Source organism: Paraburkholderia nemoris, assembly GCF_905221015.1.
In the GTDB taxonomy this organism is placed as follows: Bacteria; Pseudomonadota; Gammaproteobacteria; order Burkholderiales; family Burkholderiaceae; genus Paraburkholderia; species Paraburkholderia nemoris.
In genome coordinates, this window is sequence record NZ_CAJNBO010000014.1 from 60,761 (window position 1) to 85,247 (window position 24,487).

Below are 24,487 nucleotides of genomic sequence, written 5' to 3' on the forward strand. Positions count from 1 at the left end.
GAATGCCGTTTACTGGCGGCTCCTCGCTACCGGCAAATCGGGAAGAACATGCTAGTCGGTAAACACGTCTCGAAAAACTGCTTCAGATGGCTCGTAGGGGCGAATCAAACTTCGGCTATGTAACGTCCTCCATCCGAGGGCGTTTTTTTGCAGTCGTGTGCCTTTGACCTCAGGTCAACACCGATCCAGTAATTGACGGCAATCCATAGCACGGCCACGCTGGCAATTCGTGTGACCCACAACCCGGCGATGCGCCTGACGCGTGCAGCCCGTTTCGTTGACTGCGAAAAAATGATGACCAGCGACCGGACGACGCTAACCAACACAACTAACGCAACAAGGACGAACGCGTAGAAGGCCATCATGCCTTCGGAATATCCTTGCATTCCCATTATAGGTAGACCGTCATGGGTGGGTAAATCGGCACAAAACGATAGTTCGAAAGACCAACAAAGTCGCCCCCGCGTTTATGCTTCATCACCCACGGTTGGAATGAACTGCCCTTGGCGGGGTTGTAGATGTTTCCGCTCCCACGCACAACCGCGACCGCAACAGGATAGTCAACGAAGGAGGCCACGATTGATCGAGAATCGAGGCCCCGGCCTTGTAGGCGGAGATAACAACGCTCTTATGCGCTTAAGCACAGGGCTTGGGAACCCCCCGCTCAGAACACCTTCACCGGCACATTCACCACCAACCTGTACTCCATATTGTTGCCATCGGAGTAATAGCGCGAGGCGTTGTGCCACATCGCGATGAACGTGACCTTGGTGTCCTTGAAGCGGCCGCTTTGCAGCGTATAGCTCGGAATAAACCCGAACTCGTGATGGTGGCCGTGCACCGGTTCACCATTCTTCCAGTACAGGTTATGCAGCGGCGCCGACTCAGAAGCATTATCAGCGGCGCCCGCCGACGCGTCCGCACCCCACCCATACTCGCCCCAGAACATCGCCTTGAGCCCCGGCACACCGGCGTATTTGCCGTCGAACGTATAGCGCAATTGCAGCGACTGCTCATGCGGCGCGTTGTAGTCGACGTCCATCGAGTTGGTCAGGTAGATACCGTTGGTCTCGTTGACATAGTCGAAGAACTGGTCGCCGAGCACTTGCTGATAGCCGAGCAGCAGCGCATGCGGGCCGTGCTGTGCGGAAACCGACAGGCTGTACGCGTTGCTGTTGATATGCCCCTGGCGTGATGCGCCGGTATCGTGCGTCGAGTAGATATTCGCGAGACCGCTCCACTTGATCGTGGTCGGGTCGCCGAACGATTGCGCGACCGAGCCGTAGTACTGACGCCAGACGTCGTCCGCCTGGTCGACGTACAGCGCCATTTCGCCGTTCTTCGCGTAGTGCCACGTACCGCCCACGTAGGTCAGGCGGTCGATGCGCGTGCCGCCGTACGAGGTGGTCAGGTTAGTCAGGTTCGTGTGGCCGCGTGCGTCGACTTTGGTGAAACTGCCGGCCTCGAGCGTCGTATGAACCAGATCGTTGCTGACCAACGAGACACCGAGGAAAGTCGGCGGCAATGCGCGGTTGTCATGCGGTTCGAGGAACGGATTGGTGACGGTTTGCAGACCGTACTTCACGACCGTTTCCGAAATGCGTCCCTTGATGTCATACATGCCAGGGTAAGCCCACGCGAGCTGCTGCGAGCCGCCGCCGTCCTTGCCGACGTGCACCATGTTGCCGGCGCCGTTGCCGCCGTCGAGCTTCAGCGCGGCGAATAGCGATGCGTCGACGCCAAAGCCCACCGGGCCCTGTGTGAAGCCCGATTCATAGTTGACTTGCGCACCTTGAACCCACGCGTGACGATAGATCGAGGTGGGCGCCTGGAAGTAATCGGAATAGTTGCGGAACTGCAGGTTCAGATGGCTATCCGCGATAAAGCCCTTGCTCGCTGCCTGGCTCGACGGCGGGGTGGGTGGCGTGACCGTCTGGTTGGCTTCCGCATTGACGACGGCGTTGGTGGTGTCGGGTTGATCGTTGCGCACCTGGCCGCCCTGTTCGGCTCTGCGCTTGCCGGGCGTGTTGGCTTGCGGAGTTTGTGAAGAGGGCGTTGCTTGCGACCGTTGCGTAGGAGAAGAAAACGTTTGCGCGAGTGTTTGAGTTTTCGCCGTATCGGAGGTGGGCTCCAATACGGCGTCATCGGCGCAGGCACACGCACTGATGCTCAGCGCGGGCAGCGTGAATGCGCAGTAAAAGAAGGTGGCTGCATTAGTTTTTTTTGACCACTTTTTTGTTCGGCTATCTTTCATGGTGTACGTCTCTGTTATTTTGGTGAGTCTTTGGCTGGCGGTTAGCCAGTCCACGTTTATCGTTCGCTCCGCTGATGGCAGGACGAACGAATCCATCGGCGCGACGGCCCGTCGCGCCGGGGAATACGGTCTTAAGTTTTCAGACTTGGTTCTTTAGCGACCCGTCGAGGAGACGTCCTACGCGGCGTCCCCCACGCGAATGCACGCGACGCGTGTTGCGCTCGCGCCATGCGTGACAGCCTGCGGAATCTCACTGGCGCAGGCCTCGATCGCATCCGGGCAGCGCGTGCGAAACGCGCAGCCGGAGGGTGGGCTGAGCGGCGACGCAATCTCGCCGCGCAACAGCAGATGACGGCGTGCGCGTTCAATCACCGGATCGGGCACCGGTACGGCCGACAGCAACGCGCGCGTGTACGGATGACGCGGCGTGCCATACACGTCGCGCTTGTCGCCGAACTCCATCACACGACCCAGATACATCACCAGCACGCGGTGGCTGATCGCCTTGACGACCGCGAGATCGTGCGCGACGAACAGCAGCGACAGCGACAACTCGCGCTGCAGATCGCGCAACAGGTTGACGATTTGCGCCTGGATCGACACGTCGAGCGCCGACACCGGCTCGTCGCAGATCACCAGTTGCGGTTCGCCGATCAACGCGCGCGCAATCCCGACGCGCTGGCACTGGCCGCCGGAAAACTCATGCGGATAGCGGCGCAGATGCTGCGCATTGAGGCCGACGCGTTCGAGCATGGTTAGCACGCGCCGTTGCACGTCGGCGCGAGCTATGTCCTGGCCATGCGTGCGCAAGGGTTCGGAGACGATCTGTTCGATCGTCATGCGCGGATCGAGCGAGGCGAGCGGGTCCTGGAAAATCATCTGCACGTCGCGGCGCAAGCGCGAGGTATCGCGCTGCGCGCCCGTCAGTACGGTTTCCTTGTCGAGCCAGCGCACGCTGCCGCTCGCCACCGGCGCGAGGCCGATGATGGCGCGCGCCAGAGTGGATTTGCCGCAGCCCGATTCGCCGACGAGGCCCACGGTTTCGCCGCGCCGCACGCTGAACGACACACCGTCCACCGCGCGCAGCGTCGCTTTGCCGGACCACGGAAAGCCGCCGCGCGGCACGCCGAATTGCACCTTGAGATTGTCGACCGACAACAGCGTTGCCGGATCCTGACCATGACCCTGGCTTGCAATGGAAGTGGCGTTCATACGTGTTGTACCTCCATGATTTCATGCACCGGGCGGTGGCACGCGCGCAACGCATCGGCAGATGTAGGCGACGCGATAAGCGCAGGCCGCGACTCGCGGCAGCGGTCGGAGCAATACGTGCAGCGCGGTGCGAATGCGCAGCCCTCGCCGACTTCACCGGGCAAGGGCGGGTTGCCGGGAATGGTTTGCAGCGGAAGGTCATCGTCGTCGGTGAGACGCGGCAGCGCATTCAGGAGACCGATCGTGTACGGATGGGTCGGTGCCGCGAACAGCGTGGCGGCATTCGCCTGCTCGACGGTTTGGCCGGCGTACATCACCATCACGTCGTCGCACAAACCGGCCACGACGCCCATGTCGTGCGTGATCAGAATGATCGCGGTGCCGCGCTCGCGGTTCAGTTCGCGCAGCAGCTCGATGATTTGCGCCTGCACGGTCACGTCGAGTGCGGTGGTCGGCTCATCGGCGATCAGGATTTCCGGCTCGGAGAGGAGGGCCATCGCGATCATCACGCGTTGCCGCATGCCGCCGGAGAACTCGTGCGGATACATGTTGATGCGCCGCGCGGCATCGGGAATACGCACCGTTTCTAGCGTTTCGATCGCGCGGCGGCGCGCTTCGCGGCGCGACATCTTGCGATGCAGTTGCAGCGTCTCGGTCATCTGCCGTTCGATCGTCAGGAACGGATTGAGCGAGGTCATCGGGTCCTGGAAGATCATGCCGATGCGGTCGCCGCGAATCTTGTTCAACTCGGCTTCGTTCATCGTCAGCAGGTTCTCGCCACGGTAGGTCGCGGCGCCCGACACCTTGCCGTTGCCGGCCAGCAAGCCGAGCAGCGCCATCACCGTCTGGCTTTTGCCCGAACCCGATTCACCGACGATGCCAAGCGTGCGGCCCGCTTCGAGCGAAAACGATACGCGCTGCACCGCGTCGACGGGTGCGCCCTCGCGGCGCGTAAAGCGCACGCTCAGGTCTTTGACTTCGAGTAGCGGCATGTCAGCGGTCCTTCGGGTCGAACGCGTCGCGCAGACCATCGCCGACGAAATTCACGGAATACAGTGTGATGCACAGCATCACGGCCGGGCACAGCAGCAGCCAGGGCATCGAATCGAGTTTCTGTGCGCCGTCCTGGATCAGCACGCCCCAGCTCGTCATGGGTTCCTGCACGCCGAGGCCGAGGAACGACAGCACCGATTCGGTCAGCACGATATTCGGCACCGTCACGCTCGCGTACACCACCACCACGCCGAACAGATTCGGCACGATGTGGCGCGCGATGATCGAACGCGAACTCACGCCGATTGCACGGGCGGCGTCGATGAATTCGCGCGAGCGCAGCGACAGCGTCTGACCGCGCACCACGCGTGCCATGTCGAGCCACGAGAACGCGCTGATGGTGAGCACGACCAGATAGAATGCGCGGCCGAACAGCGTCATCATCAGGATGGCGATCAGCATGTAGGGGATCGCGTACATCATGTCGACGATACGCATCATCACCGCGTCGACGCGGCCACCCAGATACCCGGCGGTGGCGCCATACGCCACGCCGATCAGCCCGGACACCAGTGTGCCGAGCAGGCCGACTTCGAGCGATACGCGCCCGCCCTGCAGCGTGCGCGCGAGGAGGTCGCGGCCGAGTTCGTCCGTGCCGAACCAGTGCATGTTTTGCAGCGTGGGCGCGAGACTGATTGCGCTCCAGTCGCTATCGATCGGATTGTTCGACAGGAACCACGGACCGGCCACGCAGGCAATCACGATCAGCAGCAGGACGACGAAGCCGGTGAACGCCGCGCGGTTGCGCACGAAGCGCGCGGCAGCGGTGGCGAGCGGGCCGCGCGAACGCGGCGCGTTGGCAATGGCCGCGAGCGGATCGAGCGCCGCGGCAGTCGTTTGAAATGAGCGGGCCATGGATCAGTACCGGATGCGCGGATCGAGCCATGCATACGCGAGGTCGACCAGCAGATTGAACAGCACGGCGACGGCGGTCGTTAGCACGACGAGGCCGAGCACGAGGGTGTAGTCGCGATTGATCGCGCCGTTGACGACCAGTTGGCCGAGACCCGGCAGCGCGAACACCGATTCGGTGACCACGGCCGCGGTGATCGACGAGATGCAGATCGAGCCGAGCAGCGACACGACCGGCATCAGCGCAGGCTTCATCGCGTGGCGCAACACGATCGTGCGGCCCGGCAGTCCTTTGGCGCGCGCCGTGCGGATGAAGTTGCCCGACAGCACTTCGATCATGCTGCCGCGCATCACGCGTGCGATCCCGGCGACGTTGATGATGACGAGCAGCACGATCGGCAGCACGCGATAGCGCCACTCGCCTTCGCCCCAGCCGCCGGCGGGCAGCCAGCCGTGGCCTTCGGAAGTCTTCAGCAGGATCGCGAAGATCCACACCAGCACCGGTCCAAGAACGAACGGCGGCACCACGTTGCCGATATTGCCGAGCACCATCACAAAGTGATCGACGAAGCGGTCACGCCGCACTGCGGCCAACGTGCCGAGCGCGACGCCGATCACCAGCGCGATCGGCACCGATACGCCGCCGACGCCGAGACTCACCGGCAAGGCCTTCCACACGAGATCGTTGACGCTCCAGTCGGCGTAGCGGAACGACGGGCCGAGGTCGCCATGCAGCAGCGAGCCGAGGTAGTGGAGGTACTGAAGCCACAACGGCTCGTCGAGGTGATACTTGGCGTTGAGGTTCGCGAGCACGGCCGCCGACAGGTGTTTCTCCGTGTCGAACGGCCCGCCGGGGGTGAGATGCAGCAACAGATAGCACGCGGTGATCACGGCGAGAATCGTCGGGATCGCCCAGAGCGTGCGGCGCAGCGTGTAAGCCAGCATGACGGTGCTCCCGCGCTTAGTGCTTGATCAGATACATGTCTTGCGTGGCGCGCTGGTCGACGTAATTGGTCGACGTGTAGCCGCCGACATACGACTTGACCAACCGGTCCGCCGAGTACTGGAAGAGCGATACCAACGGGTAGTCGTTCATGGCCAGATCGTGCGCCTGCGTGAGCAGGGCGGTGCGCTTCGCGTCGTCGAGCTGCTGGTTGCCTTCATCGACCAGTTTGTCGACTTGCGGGTTGCAGTAGCGCTGATCGTTCTGCACGCTGTTGCAGCGTATCAGATCGAAAAACGAGTTGGCGTCGTTGTAATCGACAAACCAGCCGTCGCGCGAGGCCTGCACCTTGCCGTCGTGGCGTTGCTTGAGCAGTACCTTGTACTCGACGTTTTCGAGCTTGGCGGTCACGCCGAGCTTGGTGCGCCATTCCGAGGTGGCAAAGAGCGCGACCTTCTTGTGCAGGTCATTCGTGTTGTAGGTGAGGGTGAACGTCAGCGGCTTCGCGTCCGAATAGCCTGCGGCCTTCAGCAGATTGCGCGCGTAATCGACGCGCTTGGCCATCGGCCAGCTTGCCCAGTCAGGCGTGAAGACGTTCGCGCCTTCAGTGCCCTTGGCGATCAGGCCGTACATCGGCACCTCACCGTCGGCCGTCAGACGCTTGGTCAGCAGGTCGCGGTCGAGCACCATCGCCAGCGCCTGGCGCACGCGCTTGTCCTTGAATGCCGGGTCTTCGTTGTTCAGGCTGTAGTAGTAAGTGGCGATCTGCAGGCCGGTTTTCAGTTCGGAGCCGAACTGCTTGCTCACCTGCGCATAGATGCCCGACGGAATCGAATACGTGTAATCGAACTGGCCGGCCTGATACATACGCATCGCCGTTTCGTCATTTTCGATCGGCAGATAGGTCACTTTCGTGATCACGACCTTGCTGGCGTTCCAGTACGTGCTGCTTTTGGACGCCACCAGCCGGTTGCTCGGCTGCCAGTCGGTCAGCACATACGGGCCGTTACCGACGAAGTTGCCCGGGCGGGTCCAGTCGCCGCCGAATTTGGTCACGGTCTCGCGATTGACCGGGGCCATGGCCGGCATGGCGGTCAGTTGCGGGAAGAAGGCGGCGGGCACCTCGGTGGTGACTTCGAGCGTGTACGGATCGACGGCGCGTGCTGCGAGGCTCGTCAGCGGCGCTTTGCCGGCGAGAATCGCCTTGGCGTTTTTCACGAATTCGACCAGCACTGTGTATTTCGAACCGGTCTTCGGATCGAGCACGCGTTGCCATGCATAGATGAAGTCAGCCGCCGTGACCGGCTGGCCATTGCTCCAGCGCGCATCGTGGCGCAGCTTGAACACCCACGTAGTCGGCCCGGTGCGCGTCCACGATTGCGCAACGCCCGGCACGATCGCGCCGGCCGCGTCGATGCGCGTCAGACCTTCGAACATGTCGAGCGCGATCGTGTCGCCGGTCCAGGATTCGATATGCGCGGGGTCGAGCGATTCGGTTTCGGCCGGCACCTGACGGGTCATCTCCTGGCTGGCGGCGAGGGTGACACCTGCGGGTACGTTGACGGCGAAGGCGGAGGGCTGAAACGTAAGGACGAGCGCGGTCAGCGCCGTCGCGTAAGCAAACGGGGTTTTCATCGGTTGAGGTCGCAGGAAAGGTCGAGAGAAGAACGCGCTGGCGCCAGGGCGCCCGGTTATCTGCGGTGCTCGGGCCGGGGCGGCCCTTGTTGCCCGTGTTGATTGCGCGACATGCAGGATTCCTTACATTTCGTAATGCAGGCAAACCCTGGCCGGATCAACCGGAAAAGGTGCCTGCCTCTTAGAACAGTCTTGGTGTGCCCACCCAGACGACTACCGACTCTTTGCGCGCGGTATTCACCCAGCTGTGCGGCACCGTCGATTCGTAATGCGCGCTGTCTCCCGCGTGCAACACGAACGTCTTGCCTTCCAGCGTCAACGACACTTCGCCGTCGATCACATAAACAAATTCTTCCCCGGCATGCGTGGTGACTTCGGAGCGTTTCTGCCCGGGCGGCATCCTCACGAGGATCGCTTCGAGCTGACGGCCGCCCGTCAGATTGGTCAGCCGTGCAAACAGATTGGCCGAGTCCGCAAAACCGAAAAACTTCAACTGATCGCCGCGGCACACCGAGCGTTCTTCGCTTGGCGTGTCGACGAAATACTGCACCGTCACCCCGAGTGCGTGGGCAATCCCGGCCAGCGAAGTGATGGACGGTGACGCCAGACCCCGTTCGACTTGCGACAAAAACGGTTTGGAAATACCCGCTGCTGTTGCCGTGTCATCCAGCGTGCGCTTGAGGCGTTGCCGCAGCGCGCGGATCTTACTGCCGAGTTCGAGTGCCGGATTCTTCTTTTGAATTGTCGTGACCATAGCAGGAGGAAATTAGCCCGTCAAAATTTGTTTGATATAAGTAAATATGGTTTGATTGCGGTCCAGGCCGGGGGTGGCGGGCCGTTCAGCGCCCGGTCGTGCAAGGGGCCGCAATTCGAGACAACGCTCTATGTTGCCAGAACCGAAAACCGCGCCAGCCGTTTTGACCGGTCATTGACGAGAAACTGAAAGCGGATGCGGTAAAGACTGCTGTATGCATAAGGGTGTCGGCATTGATTCGGATTGAGTATCAGGAGACGTTAAATGCATGACATCAAAGACTATTTTCAGCCACGCCCGACTGGGGAGCGATGGAATATGGCGTGTAAGAACAGGTAATTGGCGTGGCATCAGTGAATTCCCTGAGTGACGAACGGTATTTCTGTTTGCAGAATCAGGCCCGCTTGGCGGATAGGCGCATGTGTTTGTATCAGACGCGACGCCGGCCGCTGTTTTTTATTCCGCACGCAGCGATCCTGCGCGGCGGAGCATTGTCCGGCACGTTCCATCAGAACGCTCGCCGGCATGAGGACATGACTATCACTACCGATTTTTCTTGCCGCGGGCCGTGTGCCCGCCGCCTGGCGCGGCCGCCATCTGCCGCCCGCCGGATAGCTGTTCCCCACAATGCTTTATCATTGAGCCCGTTCCGCGTGCCGGAACCCGAGCCCGATGTGGCGCAGCGTCCCCCAAGGGCAGTTCCTTCGGGACGTCCCGCGTGGCGGGCCTCCATCCCATTCCCTGGTTTTTCTGCTGGTTCTGCCGGTATAGGCGCCTCACTTTGCGGCCTGGTTTGCAGATGAGCGCGCCGTTGGCTGCGCACATGCCTATGAAAATGCGTGTGCCGCGTCGCGTGGGCTTCGCCGACCGTTTTCCCAGATCCAGTTTTTCGCGGCGCGTGGCCAGTCCATGCGCCGCCGCAACCGTAAGAACAAGAGGTACATGATGAATTCGTCCAATCCGCGCAACGCACCGGTCTCGCAGACCCGTTCGTTCTCGACGGTCTTTCTGATCGAGATGTGGGAGCGCTTTGGCTACTACGGGATGGCCGCGCTGCTGGTCCTGTTCATGATCGACAAGCTGAACTTCACCGACAGCCATGCCACTCTCACGTGGGGCGCGTTTACGGCGCTGGTGTACGCATCGCCGTCGATCGGCGGCTGGATCGGCGACAAGATTCTCGGCGCGCGGCGCACGATGATCTTCGGCGCCGGCGTGCTGGCGGCCGGCTATCTGATGCTGGCGTTGCCTAATGAGCAATTGAGCTACATGTACGCGTCGCTCGGCGTGATCGTGGTGGGCAACGGCCTCTTCAAGGCGAACGCCGCGAACCTCGTGCGCCGCATTTATGAAGGCGACGACGCGCGCATCGACAGCGCATTCACGATCTATTACATGGCGGTCAATATCGGCTCGACGGTGTCGATGCTTGCAACGCCGTGGATCAAGGACCATTGGGGCTGGCATACGGCATTCGCGGTTTGCTGCGCCGGCATGCTGTTGTCGGTGCTGAACTACTTCGTCATGTTCCGCACGCTCGCGCATATCGGCTCCGCGCCGGACGCCGAACCGATCCGCTGGAAGCGCGTCGGCGCGGTTGCGCTGGGCGGTATCGTGCTCGGCGCGGTCACGATGTTCGTGCTGCAGCACAAGGCGATTGCGGTGGCCTGCGTGTACACGGCGGGCGTCGCGATTCTGGCGATCTTCGGCTACATGCTGCTGAAGTGCGAACGCTCGGAACGCTCGGGTCTGGTGGCGGCGTTGATCCTGACCGCGCAGGTGATCCTGTTTTTCGTGTTCTACGTGCAGATGTCGACGTCGCTCACGCTGTTTGCGCTGCGCAACGTCGATCCGCGTTTCATCCTGTTCGGCCAGACGTGGTTCACGTGGAGCGCCGCGCAGTTCCAGGCGCTCAATCCGATCTGGATCATGTTGCTGAGCCCGGTGCTCGCGCTGCTCTACACGAAGCTCGCGAAAAGCGGCAAGGACGTGCCGGTGGCGGTGAAGTATGCGTTCGGCTTCACGGTGGTGGCGGCCGGCTTCTTCGTCTATGCGGCGAGCGGTAACTACGCGGTGAACGGCCGCGTGTCGTCGTGGTTCATGGTGGGCGGCTACGGTTTGTATTCGCTCGGCGAACTGCTGGTGAGCGGCCTCGGCCTCGCGATGATCGCGCGCTACGTGCCGGCGCGGATGAGCGGTTTCATGATGGGCGCTTACTTCGTGGCGACCGGTGTGTCGCAGTATCTGGGCAGCGTGGTGGCGAATTTCGCACAGATGCCGGCGGGCAATCTCGATCCGCTCGAATCGCTGCCGTTGTACACCAAGTTGTTTAACGGCCTGGGTTGGCTTGCGGCGTTGGGCGCGCTGATCGCGGTGCTGCTGTTGCCGCTGATGCGCAAGCTCTCGCGTGAGCATCAGCGTTGCGGCGATGAAGCGCGTGAAAATGCGCGGCAAACGGCTGCATTGAATGGGGCAGTGGCGGAGTAATCGCTCCCGGTAGTACAACAAAAATGGCGCGCCTCGTATTACAGAGGCGCGCCATTTTGCGTTTTATGCGCGGTTCCTTATCGTAGATGTCCGGTACGTTTCTGCTCCGATGGCGGCGAAGGAGGTAAGCTTACGATCGCTATTGGCCTTTCAGAACAAGCATTTCTCGGATATTTAAGGTAACCACTCGGATGGATATCCATATCGCGGTCGACGGGCGCCACGATCTGTCCGGACAGATCTACCGGCAGTTGCGTGCCGGCATACTCGAAGGGCGCCTCGCCGGCGGCACGCGTTTGCCTTCCACGCGCGATCTCGCCACGCAACTGGGCGTCTCGCGCAAGACGACGCTCGACGTGTTCGAACGCCTGCTCTCTGAAGGCTATCTGAGTGCGCGAGCCGGGGCGGGCACCTTCGTCGCCGATGGTCTGGAGCGTCTGCCGGCGGAGCGCTCGTCGCATGCACGGGCGGCCGAGTCGGCGCGCGAGCGGGCGAAGGCGAAACAGAAAACCGCGGCGCGCGCCCAGCCGCTGTGGGAGGAAATGCCCGAGACGTTGCCGTTGCCGCGGCCCACGGTGGCCTCGCCGCAGGATTTCGTCGGCGGCGCGACTGACAAATCGCTGTTCCCCTTCGACGTCTGGCGCCGCTGCGTGAACCACGCATTGCGTGTGCAGGCGCGTGGCCCAGGCACGTATCGCGACGTGGCCGGCGAACAGGAACTGCGCCTCGCGATCTCGCGCTACCTGGCGTTCAACCGGGCGGTCGCGAGCAACTGGGACGACGTGATCGTCACGCAAGGCGCGCAGCACGCGCTCGATCTGATCGCGCGCATCACATTGCGGCCTGGCGAGATCGCGGCGCTCGAAGACCCTGGCTATCCGCCGGTTCAGGCATGCTTCACGGCCACGGGCGCACGCGTGGTGCCGGTGCCGGTGGACGCCGAAGGCCTGATCGTAAGCAAGCTCCCGGACAAGGCGAGGCTCGTCTACGTGACGCCGTCGCATCAGTTCCCGCTCGGCATGCCGATGAGTCTGGAGCGGCGCGTCGAGTTGCTCGAATGGGCGCAGAAACGCGGCGCCGTGATCATCGAAGACGACTACGACTGCGAGTACCGTTTCGAAGGCCGGCCGATGGAGCCGCTGAAAAGTCTCGACCGCGCCGGTCTGGTTGCCTACGTGGGCACGTTCTCGAAAACGATTTTTCCGGAACTGCGGGTCGGCTACGTGGTGCCGCCGGCCTCCCTTTATGCTCCGCTTCTCAAGGCTCGCCAGATTGCCGACTGTCACGGCTGCACCCTCACGCAAACCGCGCTCGCGACCTTTATGCTCAACGGTGACTTCGCCAAGCATCTGCGGCGCATGCACAAGACCTATGCAGCGCGCCGCGCGATGCTGCTGAAGCACTTGCAGGGCGACCTCGCGCCGTGGTTCGAACCGATCGTGCCGACCGCCGGCATCCACATGGCGACGTGGCTGAAGGCGCCGTTGACCGAGGAGGCGTTAGTGAGCGCCGCGCGAGAAGCGTCGATCGGTTTGTATGGACTCGCGCCGTTTTATCAGCGTGCGAAGCCGCAGCCCGGCTTGATGTTGGGTTACGGCAGCATCGCTGTCGAACATATCGACGCGGCGCTTACCAGGCTCGCGGACATCCTGCCGCGCCTCACCCGCTGACGACCCAAAGCTCGCTCGAATATTACTTAAGCCGATCCTTGAAACCGCCTGCGATTTTCTGTCGCAGAACAACGTTAGCCGCCCCCTGCAGAGACTTTCGCTGCAGGGGGCGTGTTTTTTCCGTCGCGTGAATCGGCGTGGCGAACGTGTCGGCGAGCCTTGGTTTTGGCATCGAGCTGATATCCGTCGACGATCGCCCGGTGCCGAAAGTGCCTCTATTCAGGCATCGAAATGACTTGTAACGCACGTTACGTGTTCGTGTTGCAGACCAGTCCGAGGCTTGCCGACGCACGTTTACCCGCTAAAACAAGGATCAAAATGTGTTGCGCAGTCTGCGCCGCGCAACAAACCTTCGCTGTTATACACAAAAGATTCGCGCAAATCGTATTAGCGCTTGTAGAATCCGGCGTTGAAGCGTGCACATACCGTGCGCGCTTCGTGCAATTCACTGACCACTACAGGTAGGAGAAACATGCCGACTTCCGCAAAAAAGGTGGCCAAGAAGGCTGCTGCCCCGGTACCGACCAAGAAGGTTGCTGCAAAGAAAGTCCCTGCGAAGAAAGCCGTCGCAGCTAAGAAGGTCGCCGTGAAGGCGTCCAGCGCTCCGTCGCCGATCAAGGACACCTTCACGAAGGCCTCGCTGGCTGCACACGTTGCTGAACGCGCTGCTGTGGAACCGAAGACCGCCAAGGCCGTTCTGGCCGCGCTCGAAGACACGATCCTCGGCGCTGTGCACAAGAAGGGCGCTGGCGAATTCACGCTGTCGGGTCTTCTGAAGATCGTCGTGCAAGCTGTGCCGGCGAAGAAGAAGCGCTTCGGCAAAGACCCGTTCTCGGGTGAAGAGCGTTGGTTCCCGGCCAAGCCGGCTAGCGTGCGCATCAAGGCACGTCCGCTGAAGAAGCTGAAAGACGCAGCAGCAGGCTGATCGCGCTTCATGCGTTGCCGCGGGTTTTGAGCGTGGTGGTTTAACGGTGCGTTTTTAACCGTGGGCTTTTAGCCCTCCGCTTTTAACTCTCGTTAACGTTTAAGCCGACCCGCAGTGCGAGTTGTCCGAATCCCCGTGGATGCGAATCCACGGGGATTTTTTATGCGCGCCTGCCGTGGTTTGGCGAACTCGCCGCTGCCCGCCAAGGTGCCGCTTATGCACCGTACTAGCGCATCATGAGCCGCCGCAGTACGATGGCAGCGAAGCCATGCCGGTCGGGATGCGCTGTTGGCGTGCATGCACTGTATTTGGCACGCGAAGAGCTCAATGGCATAGCGCTTGCTTGAACGATTGTCGAACACCGAATGCGCAGCGCATTCGCCTTCTATCCGACAACAAGAGCGGGGCGTGACATGCGATGCTATGACGAGATGCGTCATCATGACGATGCCGTGCGGCCACACTACGCGCGCTTTGAGCGGTGGCTGGTAAAGCAGGGCAATGAGGCGATTGCACGCAAGCGTGCGGAAGCCGACCTGCTGTTCCGCCGGGTCGGTATCACCTTCGCGGTGAACGGCGATTTGTCCGGCACCGAGCGGCTGATTCCCTTCGATCTGATTCCACGCATCATTCCGCGCAGCGAATGGCAGACGCTGGAAGCCGGTTTACGCCAGCGGGTGCAGGCGCTCAATCTGTTTATCCACGACGTCTATCACGATCGCAACATCGTGCGTGCCGGGATCGTGCCGGCCGAACAGGTCTATACCAACGCGCAATACCGGCCTGAAATGCAGGGCGTCAACGTGCCGCTCGGTGTTTACGCGCATATCGCCGGCGTCGACGTGGTGCGCGCAGGCGACGAAGGCGAGTTCTACGTGCTCGAAGACAACCTGCGGGTGCCGTCGGGCGTGTCCTATATGTTGGAAAACCGCAAGATGATGATGCGGCTTTTCCCCGAGCTGTTCGTGCAGAACCGCATTGCGCCGGTCGCGCATTATCCCGATCTGCTGCTCGACACCCTGCGCTCGGTGGCGCCCGAAGGCGTCGACGATCCGGTCGTGGTGGTGCTCACGCCGGGCATGTACAACTCAGCGTATTTCGAGCACACCTTCCTCGCGCAACAGATGGGTGTCGAACTGGTGGAAGGCAAGGATCTGTTTGTCGACGACAACTATGTGTTCATGCGCACCACGCAGGGACCGAAGCGCGTCGACGTGATCTATCGCCGCGTCGACGACGATTTTCTCGATCCGCTCGCTTTTCGCAACGATTCGGCGCTGGGCGTGCCGGGTCTGCTGACCGCCTATCGAGCCGGACGTGTCGCGTTGGCGAACGCCATGGGCACCGGTATCGCCGACGACAAATCGATCTACCCGTACGTGCCGGAAATGATCGAGTTTTACCTCGGCGAGAAGCCGATTCTCAACAACGTCCCCACGTTCCAGTGCCGCAAGGCCGACGATCTCGCGTACACGCTCGCGCATCTGCCCGAGCTGGTCGTGAAGGAAGTGCACGGTGCGGGCGGCTACGGAATGCTGGTGGGACCGGCGTCGACGAAAGCCGAAATCGAATCGTTCCGGGAGCGCCTGATTGCGCGGCCCGCGGGTTATATCGCGCAGCCTACGCTCGCGTTGTCGGCATGTCCGACGTTTGTCGAATCCGGCATCGCGCCGCGCCATATCGACTTGCGGCCCTTCGTGCTGTCGGGCAAGAGCGTAACGATGTGCGCGGGTGGTCTGACGCGCGTGGCGCTGCAGGAGGGCTCCCTCGTCGTGAATTCGTCGCAGGGAGGCGGGACCAAAGATACGTGGATGGTCGACTGACGCGGTTGCCAATGCGGTTGCTCATGCTGGCGTTTGTTCAGCAATTCATGCAACCGCACCCGCAACCCAACGTGCCGGCGAAGTAGTCGAACCGCCGCCGGTGCACACGGATAACCAGCGCGAGCCTTTTTACTTTTACCAGGGTCTCGCGTCATCAGATACGGAACGCCGTCATGCTAAGCCGAACCGCCGATCACCTCTTCTGGATGGCCCGCTACATGGAGCGCGCGGAGAACACCGCCCGCATGCTCGACATCAACCTGAAGGCGTTGCTGCTGCCGCAAACGCCCGAACAGGAGGCGCGCGCACAACGCTCGGTGCTGCGCATTTCCGAGCTCGAAAGCGCCTTCGCGCAGCGCTACGATGAACCGACCCGCGAACATGTGCTCGATTTCATGGTGGCTGATGCAAACAATCCGTCGAGCATTCACTCGTGTTTGCAGGCCGCGCGCGAAAACGCCCGCGCCGTGCGCGGCACGTTGACGACCGAATGGTGGGAAACCATCAACGACACCTGGCTCGAATTCAACGAACGCAGCCAGTCTGGTCAGGCGGTGAGCAATCCGGGCGCGCTATTCGAGTGGGTGAAGTTCCGCTCGCATCTGTCGCGCGGCGTGACGATCGGCACCGCGTTGCAGGACGACGCGTTCTTCTTCACGCAACTCGGCACCTTCCTCGAACGCGCCGACAACACCGCGCGGATTCTCGACGTGCGCTTTGCCGACGTCGAGCCGAATTCACGCGATGCCGCGCGCCAGCTCGAAGACTTTTACTACTGGACCTCGATTCTCAGTTCGGTGTCGGCGCTGGAGATTTATCGCAAGGTGTATCGCGATGTCGTCACGCCGGCGCGGGTGGTCGAATTGATGATCCTGAACCAGCAGATGCCGCGCTCGCTGCTGGCTTCGCTCGAAGGCGTCTGCACGAATCTGGCGATGCTCCGCACGCCCGGCTCGAACCAGTGCGAGCGGTTCGCCGGCAAGCTGCGCGCCGAACTGGTGTATTCCGACATCCGGCAGATTTTCGAAGCCGGCCTGCACGCCTATCTGACACAGTTCCTTGCTCGCGTGTTCGAGCTCGGCAATCTGGTTGCGCGTACCTATCTGATGTTGCCAGTCGCCTGACGGAGTTCTTTTTATGTACCTGACGATCCGCCACGACACGTCCTATCGCTACGAAGCGACTGTCCATTATTCGATCCAGCAACTGCGTCTGACGCCGGCAAGCGGCGCCTCGCAGGTGGTGCGGCGCTGGAGCATCGATGCGCCCGGCAAGCTCGACGCCACCTTCGACGCCTACGGCAATGTGCTGCATACGCTCGTCATCAACAAGCCGCACAGCGAGATTCGTCTGCACGTAGCGGGCGAAGTGGACACGATTGCACTGAAAGATGGTCAATTGCCCGACGCGGTCGGCCCGATTCCGCTCGAGCATTTCACCTGCTCGACGCGTCTCACCGAGGCCGATGCGGCAGTCCGGGAGCTGGCCGCATCGGTGCCGAGCCTGGCGACTTCCGGCAATCTGATCGAGTTGGCGGAACAGATCGTGCAGCGCGTGAAGTACAACACCGGCATCACCGAAGTCACCAGCACGGCCGCCCAGGCGCTCGCGCTCGGCAACGGCGTGTGCCAGGACCACGCGCATCTGATGCTGGCCTGCTGCCGCGCGCGCGGCATCCCGGCGCGTTACGTGAGCGGCTACATCGAACCCGGCGACGTGAGCGGCGGAGTAAGTCCCCTTGGGGCGGACCACGGCGCGAGCCATGCATGGGTCGACGTGTGGCTCGACGGCAAGGGCTGGATTTCCGTCGACGTCACGCATGCCGCGTTTGCCAGCGAGATCTATTGCCGGCTCGCCGTGGCGCGCGACTACGAAGCCGCCGCACCGGTGCGCGGCCGGCGGATCGGTGGGCTGGAGGAGCAGTTGAAGGTGTCCGTCACGGTCAGCGGGCAGATGCCGCAATAGCATGGCGGGGCGGGGACTGATGGTCGACTCGACAGGATGCCGGGGCTGCATGACAGGCCGCCCGCGGCCGCCTCGGTGATCACGTCACATGACAGCTCGCCGGAAGGGCTCGCGAGGCGTTTAAGTGAGCGTCAGCCCGCATAGCCATTCAGATTCGGCGCGCGGCGGCCGTAAAACGGGCTAAGGCGCATGCGCGCCGCATTACAATAGCGCCGTTCAGTCGTTTTTTGCGGGTACTTTTCCTTATGACTTACTGTGTAGCGATGTCCGTCGACGACGGGCTCGTGTTCCTGTCGGACACGCGCACCAATGCGGGCGTCGATCACATCAGCACCGCGCGCAAGATGTCGGTGTTCGAGCAGCCAGGCGAACGCATGCTTGTGCTGCTGGGCGCCGGCAACCTGTCGCTCACGCAAGCGGTGCTGCACGAGCTGTCCGAGCCCGTCGATCCTTCGCAGCCCACGCTCTGGAGCGCGCCGACCATGGCCGACGCGGCTCGCGTGATTGGCCGCGCGGTCCGCCGCGTGCATCAGCGCGAAGCCGATGCGTTGCAGGAATTCGGCGTCGAATTCAATTGCAGCTTTATTCTCGGTGGCCAGATCGCCGGCAACCGGCCGCGCCTGTTCATGATCTACGCGGCGGGGAATTTCATCGAAGCGTCGGCCGTGAATCCGTATTTCCAGATCGGCGAGGCCAAGTACGGCAAGCCAATCATCGATCGCGTGCTGACGCCGTCCACGCCGCTCGACGAAGCGGCCAAGTGCGCACTGATTTCGATGGATTCGACGCTGCGTTCGAATCTCTCGGTCGGGTTGCCACTGGATCTGCTGGTGTACGAGAAAGATTCGCTGCATGTCACGCGCTTTGTCTCGATCGATCACGACAACGCGTACTTCGAGATGATTCACCGCACGTGGGGCGAGCGGCTGCGTCAGGTATTTGGCGAGATTCCCGATCCGGACTGGCAGGAATCGCCCGATGTGCCGCTGCTGCAGCGCGAGCGTGCATTGGTGCTGCATCGCGCGCCGGTGGGGGCGGACGGTGTGGAGCATGAGCTCGATGCGAAGCCGGCGCAGACATTGGCGCAGGCGGAAAAGGGCAAGGCCCAGCGGCGCTAGGCGGTTTCAGTTGAGGGTAGGCTGGCCACACTAGGGACTGCAGCCGGCATCTGGATCGTACGGATTGTGCGTTGTGTAAAAACGGCTGTGCGCATCACATCAAAGTCGTCACGAGCCTGCTAGGGGCTTGCTGGCGGCCTTTTCTGTTGCATCGTCCGTTCAGTGGATCACGATGGACGTGCGGCGCGTGCGCGGTTGTCCGTCTATCCGCTACGTGTTTTGCGTATGCCAGGGTTCGCGCGCATGCGCCAGAACCAGCAGACGAAAAAAAACCAGCCACCGGCTTGCGCCCGTGGCTGATTTTCAACTGCATGTTGCTTCAGCAGTTGCTCAAGTTCGATTAGAACTTGTGGCGGATGCCCAGGCTAACCATTTCTTGCGAGTTGGAAGCCGAGTTGTTGCCGTACGAACCGATCGATGCAACAGCCGGGACCACCGAGGTGGGCGAGGTACGTTGTTGGCCGCTTGCGTGTTGCCATGCGCCGACCAGGTAGATGTCCGTGCGCTTCGACAGGTTGTAGTCGCCGCCCAGGGAAACCTGGTTATACGTTGCGCTCGTGTCGCCCGTACCCTTCGTGTAGATGTAGCCCACGCCCACCAGCATAGCCGGCGTTGCCTGGTAGCCAAAGTACACGCCGCCGACGTTGAACTTCTCGGTCGAACCGAAGCCCGAATTCGCATCCGGCTTGTATTGTGCATTGCTGTAGCGCAGGTTGACCGTGAACGGGCCTGTCACGTATTGCGCTGCGACCGAAGCGATACCGATCGACTTCGCTCCTGCGTAGGCCGAGTTGACCTGGCTGTCGAACGTGGCGTCCGACGTGGCCGTGGTGCTCCAGGACGTGCGCGTAGCCGTCGCGTTCGAGTTGTCGGCGCGGAAGTAGCCTGCAGCGACGCTGAACGGACCCGTTGCATACGTTGCAGCGGCCGACCACGTTTGACCCGAACCCGTCGAGCCAGCCACGCCGCCCAGAGCGTACATACCTTCGAACTGGAAGCCGCCCCACACCGGCGAGGTGTACTTGACGGCGCTGTTCGTGCGCGAAGAGTTGTCGTTGTTGTCGACGTCGCCCGGTGTGGTGAAGGTGGAACCGAAGTAGTTGTCAGCCGTCAGCCCCTGAACCAGGTCGACCACCGGGTCGTACTGACGACCCAGCGTGACCATACCCCACTGATCGCCCGTCAGGCCGACGTAGGCTTGGCGACCGAACATACGGTTGCCTTGACCCAGCTTGCCGGTGTTCACGTCAAAGCCGTTTTCCAACTGGAAGATTGCCTTCAGGCCACCGCCGAGGTCTTCCGTGCCCTTCAGGCCAAAACGATCGCCTTGCAGGTTGCCGGCGTACATCGCGACCAGATTTTTGTTCGCACCGCCGGGAGTGGCCGTCGTGTTATGAACGTACTGGATCGACTCGTCGATCAAACCGTAAAGGGTAACGCTGCTTTGAGCATGCGCCATGCCGGTGACGCCCAGAAGCGCCAGCGAGAGGGTAGACAGTGCGACTCGTTTCATCCATTTCTCCACGCAGATGATTAGTTTGTTGTTGCGGAAAGGAGAATAGCTCACTGCCTCAACCGGCAAGAACCGGAAAAAAAAGAGTGTCTCCAAAAACCGACAAACGACGCAAAGCCTTGTATTTAAAGCCCGTTAACGATTGTTGCTATTTCCGCAATATTGATTGGTTGACCGCGCATTATTGTTGTTTTGTTGACAGTGAAGGCCTTGCCACCCTCAATTTAGACACTTGTTTGAATGGCCTTTGTAATCTAGTCGTCTAGCTGTTCTCGCCGCTTTGCAGTATCCATATAAAAACGGAGCCGGGTTTCGCTTGACGGACGCGCTAGACAGAATTTATGCGTTGTGGGCAGGCCGCAACCGCTGCGGTTGCAACCCTTGGGGCAGATTCGACGCGGAAGTGTGTGGTCGTGGGCCGCCGCCCGCTTCATTCTTCACGCGCTACGGACGTTATCGTCCCCCGCTGCGGCGCGCCACAGCCGCGGCGGCCAGTCCGGCCGCTGCCGCAAACAACACCGAAGTCCACGGATGCCGTTTGACGTAACGATCAGCGGCTGCGGCCGTGCGGCCCGCTTCGACCAATGTGACCGCGGCGGCATGTGTCGCTTGCGCTTCGGCAAGGACGACAGTGCGGCCGATCTTGACCGCGGTTGCCCGCGCTGAAGTCTTTTTGCGCGGTTCCCGCAGTGGTAGAGCTGACGCTGGCGTTGCTGCGGCACGCGCCGCGGCGGCAGCCGCTCCGGTTGCTGGCGCAAGCCCGGCAGCGGCGGTTTCGCGGTTGTCCACGTGAGGGACAGCATCGGCCGATACCGTCGATGCCGCCAGCACCGAAGCAAGCATGGCGCGGCTGCCCGGCGGCGAGTCTTCCTGCATGCCCCAGCCGCCGCGCGGATCGTGCATGCGCCCGCGCGCCGCCGAAAACTCCGCACCGAGCAGCAGCACGGCGGCCGAGAAGTACAGCCACATCAGCAGCACGGCCAGCGAACCGGCCGCGCCGAACGAGCTCGCCATCCCGGCATGCGCGATATACAGCGCGAACAGTTTCTTGCCCGCCGAGAACAGCACAGCCGCGACGACCCCGCCGACGAACGCATCGCGCCACTGCACCTTGGCGTCCGGCAGAAACTTCAGCAGTCCGGCAAACGCAAAGGCCAGCACCAGCAGGCCGACGCCGAGTTGCAGCAGGTTGCCGATCATCACATACGGCGAGTTGCCCCACAGCCATTTGCCGATAAATGTGATGACCGTATCGAGCACCAGCGAGACGATCAGCAGGAAGGCGACGCCGAGCACGAGGCCGAACGAAATCAGCCGCACGCGCACCATCGCAATCACGCTCGACGAGCGCGGCCCGGTATACGGCCACACCAGATTGAGCGCGCTATTGAGCGATGAGAAGGTAGCCGAGGCGCCGATCGCCAGCATCGAGAACGAAATGATTGCCGCGATACCGCCGGCGCTGCCGCTGTGATGAGCGTTCTCGACGATCGTTTGCACGCCCGCGGCGGCCTGGTCGCCGAGCAGGCCGTGAATGTGGGTGAACAGTTCGCCGCGCGCGGCGGCGGCGCCGAAGAACCAGCCTGCCACGGCGATCACCATGACCAGCGTGGGCGCGAGCGAGAAGGCCGCATAGAAGGCGATGCTGGCGGCCATGGCCGCGCAGCGGTCGTCGGCAAACTGTTTGAAGGCGCCGATTGCCCAATTGGCCTGCCTGCGCGCTACCAGTTGGAGGTTCTCGGCGGAGAGCGTGTCGATGTCCATGGTCGTGTTTCTCAAGGGGGTACTGGCGCGAGAAGCAGAGAAGCAGAGAAGCGCCGCGTGCGTGCCGCTGAGCTCGCCTCAATGCGAGCATTGACAGCCTCCACATCGACGCCTTTCGCAAACCTTGTGCCTGTCACTATAACAAGCGCTTCATGCCCATGCGCGTGATACGCCGCAAGCGTGTGTGCCGTTAGAATGCCGATGGACCTTCACACTTTTATCGCTATGCACTCGCACGAACTCGTCAAGCAACTGGATATCATCCCCGCGGAACAACTGGGCGCGCATTTGCCCGCGCATGTCGTCGAGAATCTGCCGGCCCAGGGCGTGACCGTATTTGCCGTCAGCGACGACGCTTCGGACACCGTCGAATTCAGCGCGCGCTACGGCTTCGGCCTTGAAGACTGCGCCAACACGATCGTGGTCCGCTACAAGAAGGAGGGCGCCGAGCATTACGCGGCGCTGGTCTCGCTGGGGTCGCTGCGTCTGGACATCAATGGCGCGGTAAAGGCGGCGCTGGGCGCGCAGCGCCTTTCGTTCGCCAAACGGGAAGCCGCCGTGGAGCATAGCGGGATGGAGTTTGGCGGAATTACGGCCTTCGGCTTGCCGGAAGACTGGCGCGTTCTCGTCGATGCCGCGGTCATGGAGCGTGCTCAGATCGTGATGGGGGCAGGGGTGCGGGCGGCCAAGTTGCTGTTGGCGCCCGAGGTGCTGAAGCAGTGGCCGCGCTGTGAAGTTGCCTCGCTTGCGCTGCCGGCCGAGTGAAGGTTCGGGGCGCCGCAGCCCCGGCAAGCAGCACCAGTCACGCTCAACCCCATCGGTCGACGCACGCAGGCATCAATCAAACGCTGAAGTTTTCCCCCGCTCCGCCGTTATTCCGAAGATTGACATGAACAGTTACGGTGTCCGTCCGCGCGGCGCCCGACTATAAGTAGAAAGGAATACGGAGATGGAACGCTTTCGCCTGAAAGTGCGGCTTTGGCTCGCGCTAGCGGTAATGTGCATGGGAATTCTGGCCATTGGCCTGTGGGGCGCGTTCAAAACGCGCGACACGATGATCGCCAACCGGCAGGCCGAGCTGAAAAGCGTAGTGAGCGTGGCCTACAGCGTGCTGGATCGCTATAACGGCCTCGTCGCGGCCGGCACGATGCCGCTCGCCGACGCGCAACGCACGGCCATGGCCGACCTGCGCGCGATGCGCTACGACGGCGCCGGCGGCTACCTCGTGCTCGAGGACGCGCATGCAAGAGTGCTGATGCACGGCGTGCGGGCCGATCTCGAAGGCAAGGACATGAGTGGCTTCACGGACCCGCAAGGCCGTCACGTGTTCAAGGACGGCTCGGATCTCGCCCAGCGCGAAGGCGAAGGCTTCATTCACCTGCAGTTCCTGAAGCCGGGCTCCAATCAGATGGCGCCGAAGATCAACTACGTGCGGCTCTACAAGCCATGGGACTGGACCATCGTCACCGGTGTGTTCACCGACGACATCGACGCCGTGTTTTACACCACCCTCATGCAGTACGTCGGCGCCGCGCTGATTCTGTGTCTGGTGGTGGGGCTCGTGATCGGTGTGATCCTGCGCAGCATCTTGCGGCAACTCGGCGGTGAACCGGCTTACGCAGCGCAGATCGCTTCACGTATCGCCGATGGCGACCTCGATGTGGTCGTCGAGACGAAAGCCGGCGACAACGTTAGCCTGCTCGCCGCGATGCAGCGCATGCAGCATCGACTCGCGCAGGCGATCATGCAGATTCGCAGCGGCGCAACGCTGATTTCGACGGTGTCCAACGAGATCGCCGCCGGCAACGCGGACCTGTCGCGCCGCACGGAACAGCAGGCAACCGCGCTCGGCGAAACCGCTTCCAGCATGGAGCAGATTACCGCGACCGTGAAGCAGAATGCCGACAACGCCAAGCAGGCCAGTCAACTGGCGCACAACGCCTCGGAGACGGCGGCGCGCGGCGGTGAAGTGGTGGGCCAGGTGGTCGAGACGATGCGAGGCATCTCGCAGTCATCGCACCGGATCGGCGACATCATTGGCGTGATCGAGGGGATCGCATTTCAGACCAACATTCTTGCCTTGAACGCGGCCGTCGAAGCGGCGCGCGCCGGTGAGGAAGGGCGCGGCTTTGCGGTGGTGGCCGGCGAAGTGCGCAGCCTCGCGCAGCGCAGCGCGGCGGCGGCCAAGGAGATCAAGACGCTGATCGAAGAATCGGCCGCGCAGATCGAAGGCGGCTCGCAGTACGTGGGCCGGGCCGGTGAAACGATGCAGGAAGTGGTGCATGCGGTGCGCCGCGTGACCGACATCATGGGCGAGATCAGCGCGGCGTCGGTCGAGCAAAGCTCGGGCATCGAGCAGGTCAACATTGCGGTGGCGAGCATGGATCAAACGACCCAGCAGAACGCTGCATTGGTGGAAGAGGCCAGCGCGTCGGCCGACGTCCTGAAAGCACAGACCGGGCAACTCGCGGCTGCGATTGCCGTGTTCACGCTGCCGGAAGGGGCGTGAACAGCGCGGG

20 protein-coding genes are annotated in these 24,487 nt (G+C 62.1%); 9 read left to right on the top strand and 11 right to left on the bottom strand.

The annotated features are described in order from the left end of the window. Window positions 1-104: 104 nt before the first annotated feature. The 9 genes from KHO33_RS22120 to KHO33_RS22155 all read right to left on the bottom strand — a co-directional run bounded on the left by KHO33_RS22120 (window position 105) and on the right by KHO33_RS22155 (window position 8,703). Window positions 105-365, bottom strand: a complete 261-nt coding sequence (locus tag KHO33_RS22120; protein WP_200567260.1) for a hypothetical protein — start codon at window positions 363-365, stop codon at window positions 105-107. A 26-nt stretch (window positions 366-391) separates the two neighbouring features. Then, the gene (locus KHO33_RS42950) at window positions 392-577 is read right to left on the bottom strand and encodes a DUF6402 family protein (RefSeq protein WP_407946189.1); all 186 of its coding nucleotides are present in this window, start codon (window positions 575-577) and stop codon (window positions 392-394) included. Window positions 578-664: 87 nt separating this feature from the next. Beyond that, window positions 665-2,254, bottom strand: coding sequence for an OprD family outer membrane porin (locus KHO33_RS22125; RefSeq protein ID WP_200567259.1), 1,590 nt, complete (start codon window positions 2,252-2,254; stop codon window positions 665-667). Between the two features lie 177 nt (window positions 2,255-2,431). Continuing rightward, entirely contained in the window at window positions 2,432-3,466 is a 1,035-nt protein-coding gene (locus KHO33_RS22130) for an ABC transporter ATP-binding protein (RefSeq protein ID WP_054040385.1), read from the bottom strand. Then, entirely contained in the window at window positions 3,463-4,458 is a 996-nt protein-coding gene (locus KHO33_RS22135) for an ABC transporter ATP-binding protein (RefSeq protein WP_054040387.1), read from the bottom strand. Before KHO33_RS22135 ends, KHO33_RS22130 begins: the two co-directional genes overlap by 4 nt. A 1-nt stretch (window position 4,459) precedes the next feature. Then, window positions 4,460-5,374 (bottom strand): ABC transporter permease, encoded by a 915-nt coding sequence (locus KHO33_RS22140; protein WP_054040389.1) that lies wholly within the window; start codon window positions 5,372-5,374, stop codon window positions 4,460-4,462. Between the two features lie 3 nt (window positions 5,375-5,377). Beyond that, window positions 5,378-6,316 carry an ABC transporter permease subunit gene (locus KHO33_RS22145; RefSeq protein WP_054040391.1) on the bottom strand — a complete coding sequence of 313 codons (939 nt, stop codon included), beginning with the start codon at window positions 6,314-6,316 and terminating at the stop codon, window positions 5,378-5,380. 16 nt (window positions 6,317-6,332) lie between these two features. Then, on the bottom strand, window positions 6,333-7,949 hold the full coding sequence (locus KHO33_RS22150; protein WP_200567258.1) for a peptide ABC transporter substrate-binding protein: 1,617 nt from the start codon (window positions 7,947-7,949) through the stop codon (window positions 6,333-6,335). 181 nt (window positions 7,950-8,130) lie between these two features. After that, window positions 8,131-8,703 (bottom strand): cupin domain-containing protein, encoded by a 573-nt coding sequence (locus KHO33_RS22155; protein ID WP_054040392.1) that lies wholly within the window; start codon window positions 8,701-8,703, stop codon window positions 8,131-8,133. A 945-nt stretch (window positions 8,704-9,648) separates the two neighbouring features. Here KHO33_RS22155 and KHO33_RS22160 point away from each other — a divergent pair. The 7 genes from KHO33_RS22160 (at window position 9,649) to KHO33_RS22190 (ending at window position 18,691) form a co-directional block, all read left to right on the top strand. Next, on the top strand, window positions 9,649-11,190 hold the full coding sequence (locus KHO33_RS22160) for a peptide MFS transporter (protein WP_200567291.1): 1,542 nt from the start codon (window positions 9,649-9,651) through the stop codon (window positions 11,188-11,190). A gap of 191 nt (window positions 11,191-11,381) precedes the next feature. Further along, window positions 11,382-12,860 (top strand): MocR-like pyridoxine biosynthesis transcription factor PdxR, encoded by a 1,479-nt coding sequence (gene pdxR, locus KHO33_RS22165; protein WP_200567257.1) that lies wholly within the window; start codon window positions 11,382-11,384, stop codon window positions 12,858-12,860. A gap of 472 nt (window positions 12,861-13,332) precedes the next feature. After that, window positions 13,333-13,785, top strand: coding sequence for an HU family DNA-binding protein (locus tag KHO33_RS22170; protein ID WP_007177969.1), 453 nt, complete (start codon window positions 13,333-13,335; stop codon window positions 13,783-13,785). Window positions 13,786-14,198: 413 nt separating this feature from the next. Next, entirely contained in the window at window positions 14,199-15,608 is a 1,410-nt protein-coding gene (locus tag KHO33_RS22175; protein WP_054040394.1) for a circularly permuted type 2 ATP-grasp protein, read from the top strand. Window positions 15,609-15,781: 173 nt separating this feature from the next. Then, complete coding sequence (locus KHO33_RS22180; RefSeq protein WP_054040396.1) at window positions 15,782-16,732, top strand: alpha-E domain-containing protein; 951 nt, start codon at window positions 15,782-15,784, stop codon at window positions 16,730-16,732. Between the two features lie 13 nt (window positions 16,733-16,745). Next, window positions 16,746-17,573, top strand: a complete 828-nt coding sequence (locus KHO33_RS22185) for a transglutaminase family protein (RefSeq protein ID WP_054040398.1) — start codon at window positions 16,746-16,748, stop codon at window positions 17,571-17,573. A gap of 245 nt (window positions 17,574-17,818) precedes the next feature. Next, window positions 17,819-18,691 (top strand): proteasome-type protease, encoded by an 873-nt coding sequence (locus KHO33_RS22190; RefSeq protein WP_054040399.1) that lies wholly within the window; start codon window positions 17,819-17,821, stop codon window positions 18,689-18,691. A gap of 340 nt (window positions 18,692-19,031) precedes the next feature. On the opposite strand, the gene KHO33_RS22195 is transcribed toward KHO33_RS22190, so the two are convergent. Next, window positions 19,032-20,204, bottom strand: a complete 1,173-nt coding sequence (locus tag KHO33_RS22195) for a porin (RefSeq protein WP_200567256.1) — start codon at window positions 20,202-20,204, stop codon at window positions 19,032-19,034. A gap of 453 nt (window positions 20,205-20,657) precedes the next feature. Further along, window positions 20,658-21,968 (bottom strand): YihY/virulence factor BrkB family protein, encoded by a 1,311-nt coding sequence (locus KHO33_RS22200; RefSeq protein ID WP_200567255.1) that lies wholly within the window; start codon window positions 21,966-21,968, stop codon window positions 20,658-20,660. A gap of 225 nt (window positions 21,969-22,193) precedes the next feature. Here KHO33_RS22200 and KHO33_RS22205 point away from each other — a divergent pair, with 225 nt between their 5' ends. Continuing rightward, on the top strand, window positions 22,194-22,733 hold the full coding sequence (locus KHO33_RS22205; RefSeq protein WP_054040400.1) for a YbaK/EbsC family protein: 540 nt from the start codon (window positions 22,194-22,196) through the stop codon (window positions 22,731-22,733). Window positions 22,734-22,917: 184 nt separating this feature from the next. Continuing rightward, window positions 22,918-24,477 (top strand): methyl-accepting chemotaxis protein, encoded by a 1,560-nt coding sequence (locus KHO33_RS22210; RefSeq protein WP_200567254.1) that lies wholly within the window; start codon window positions 22,918-22,920, stop codon window positions 24,475-24,477. Window positions 24,478-24,487: the final 10 nt, after the last annotated feature.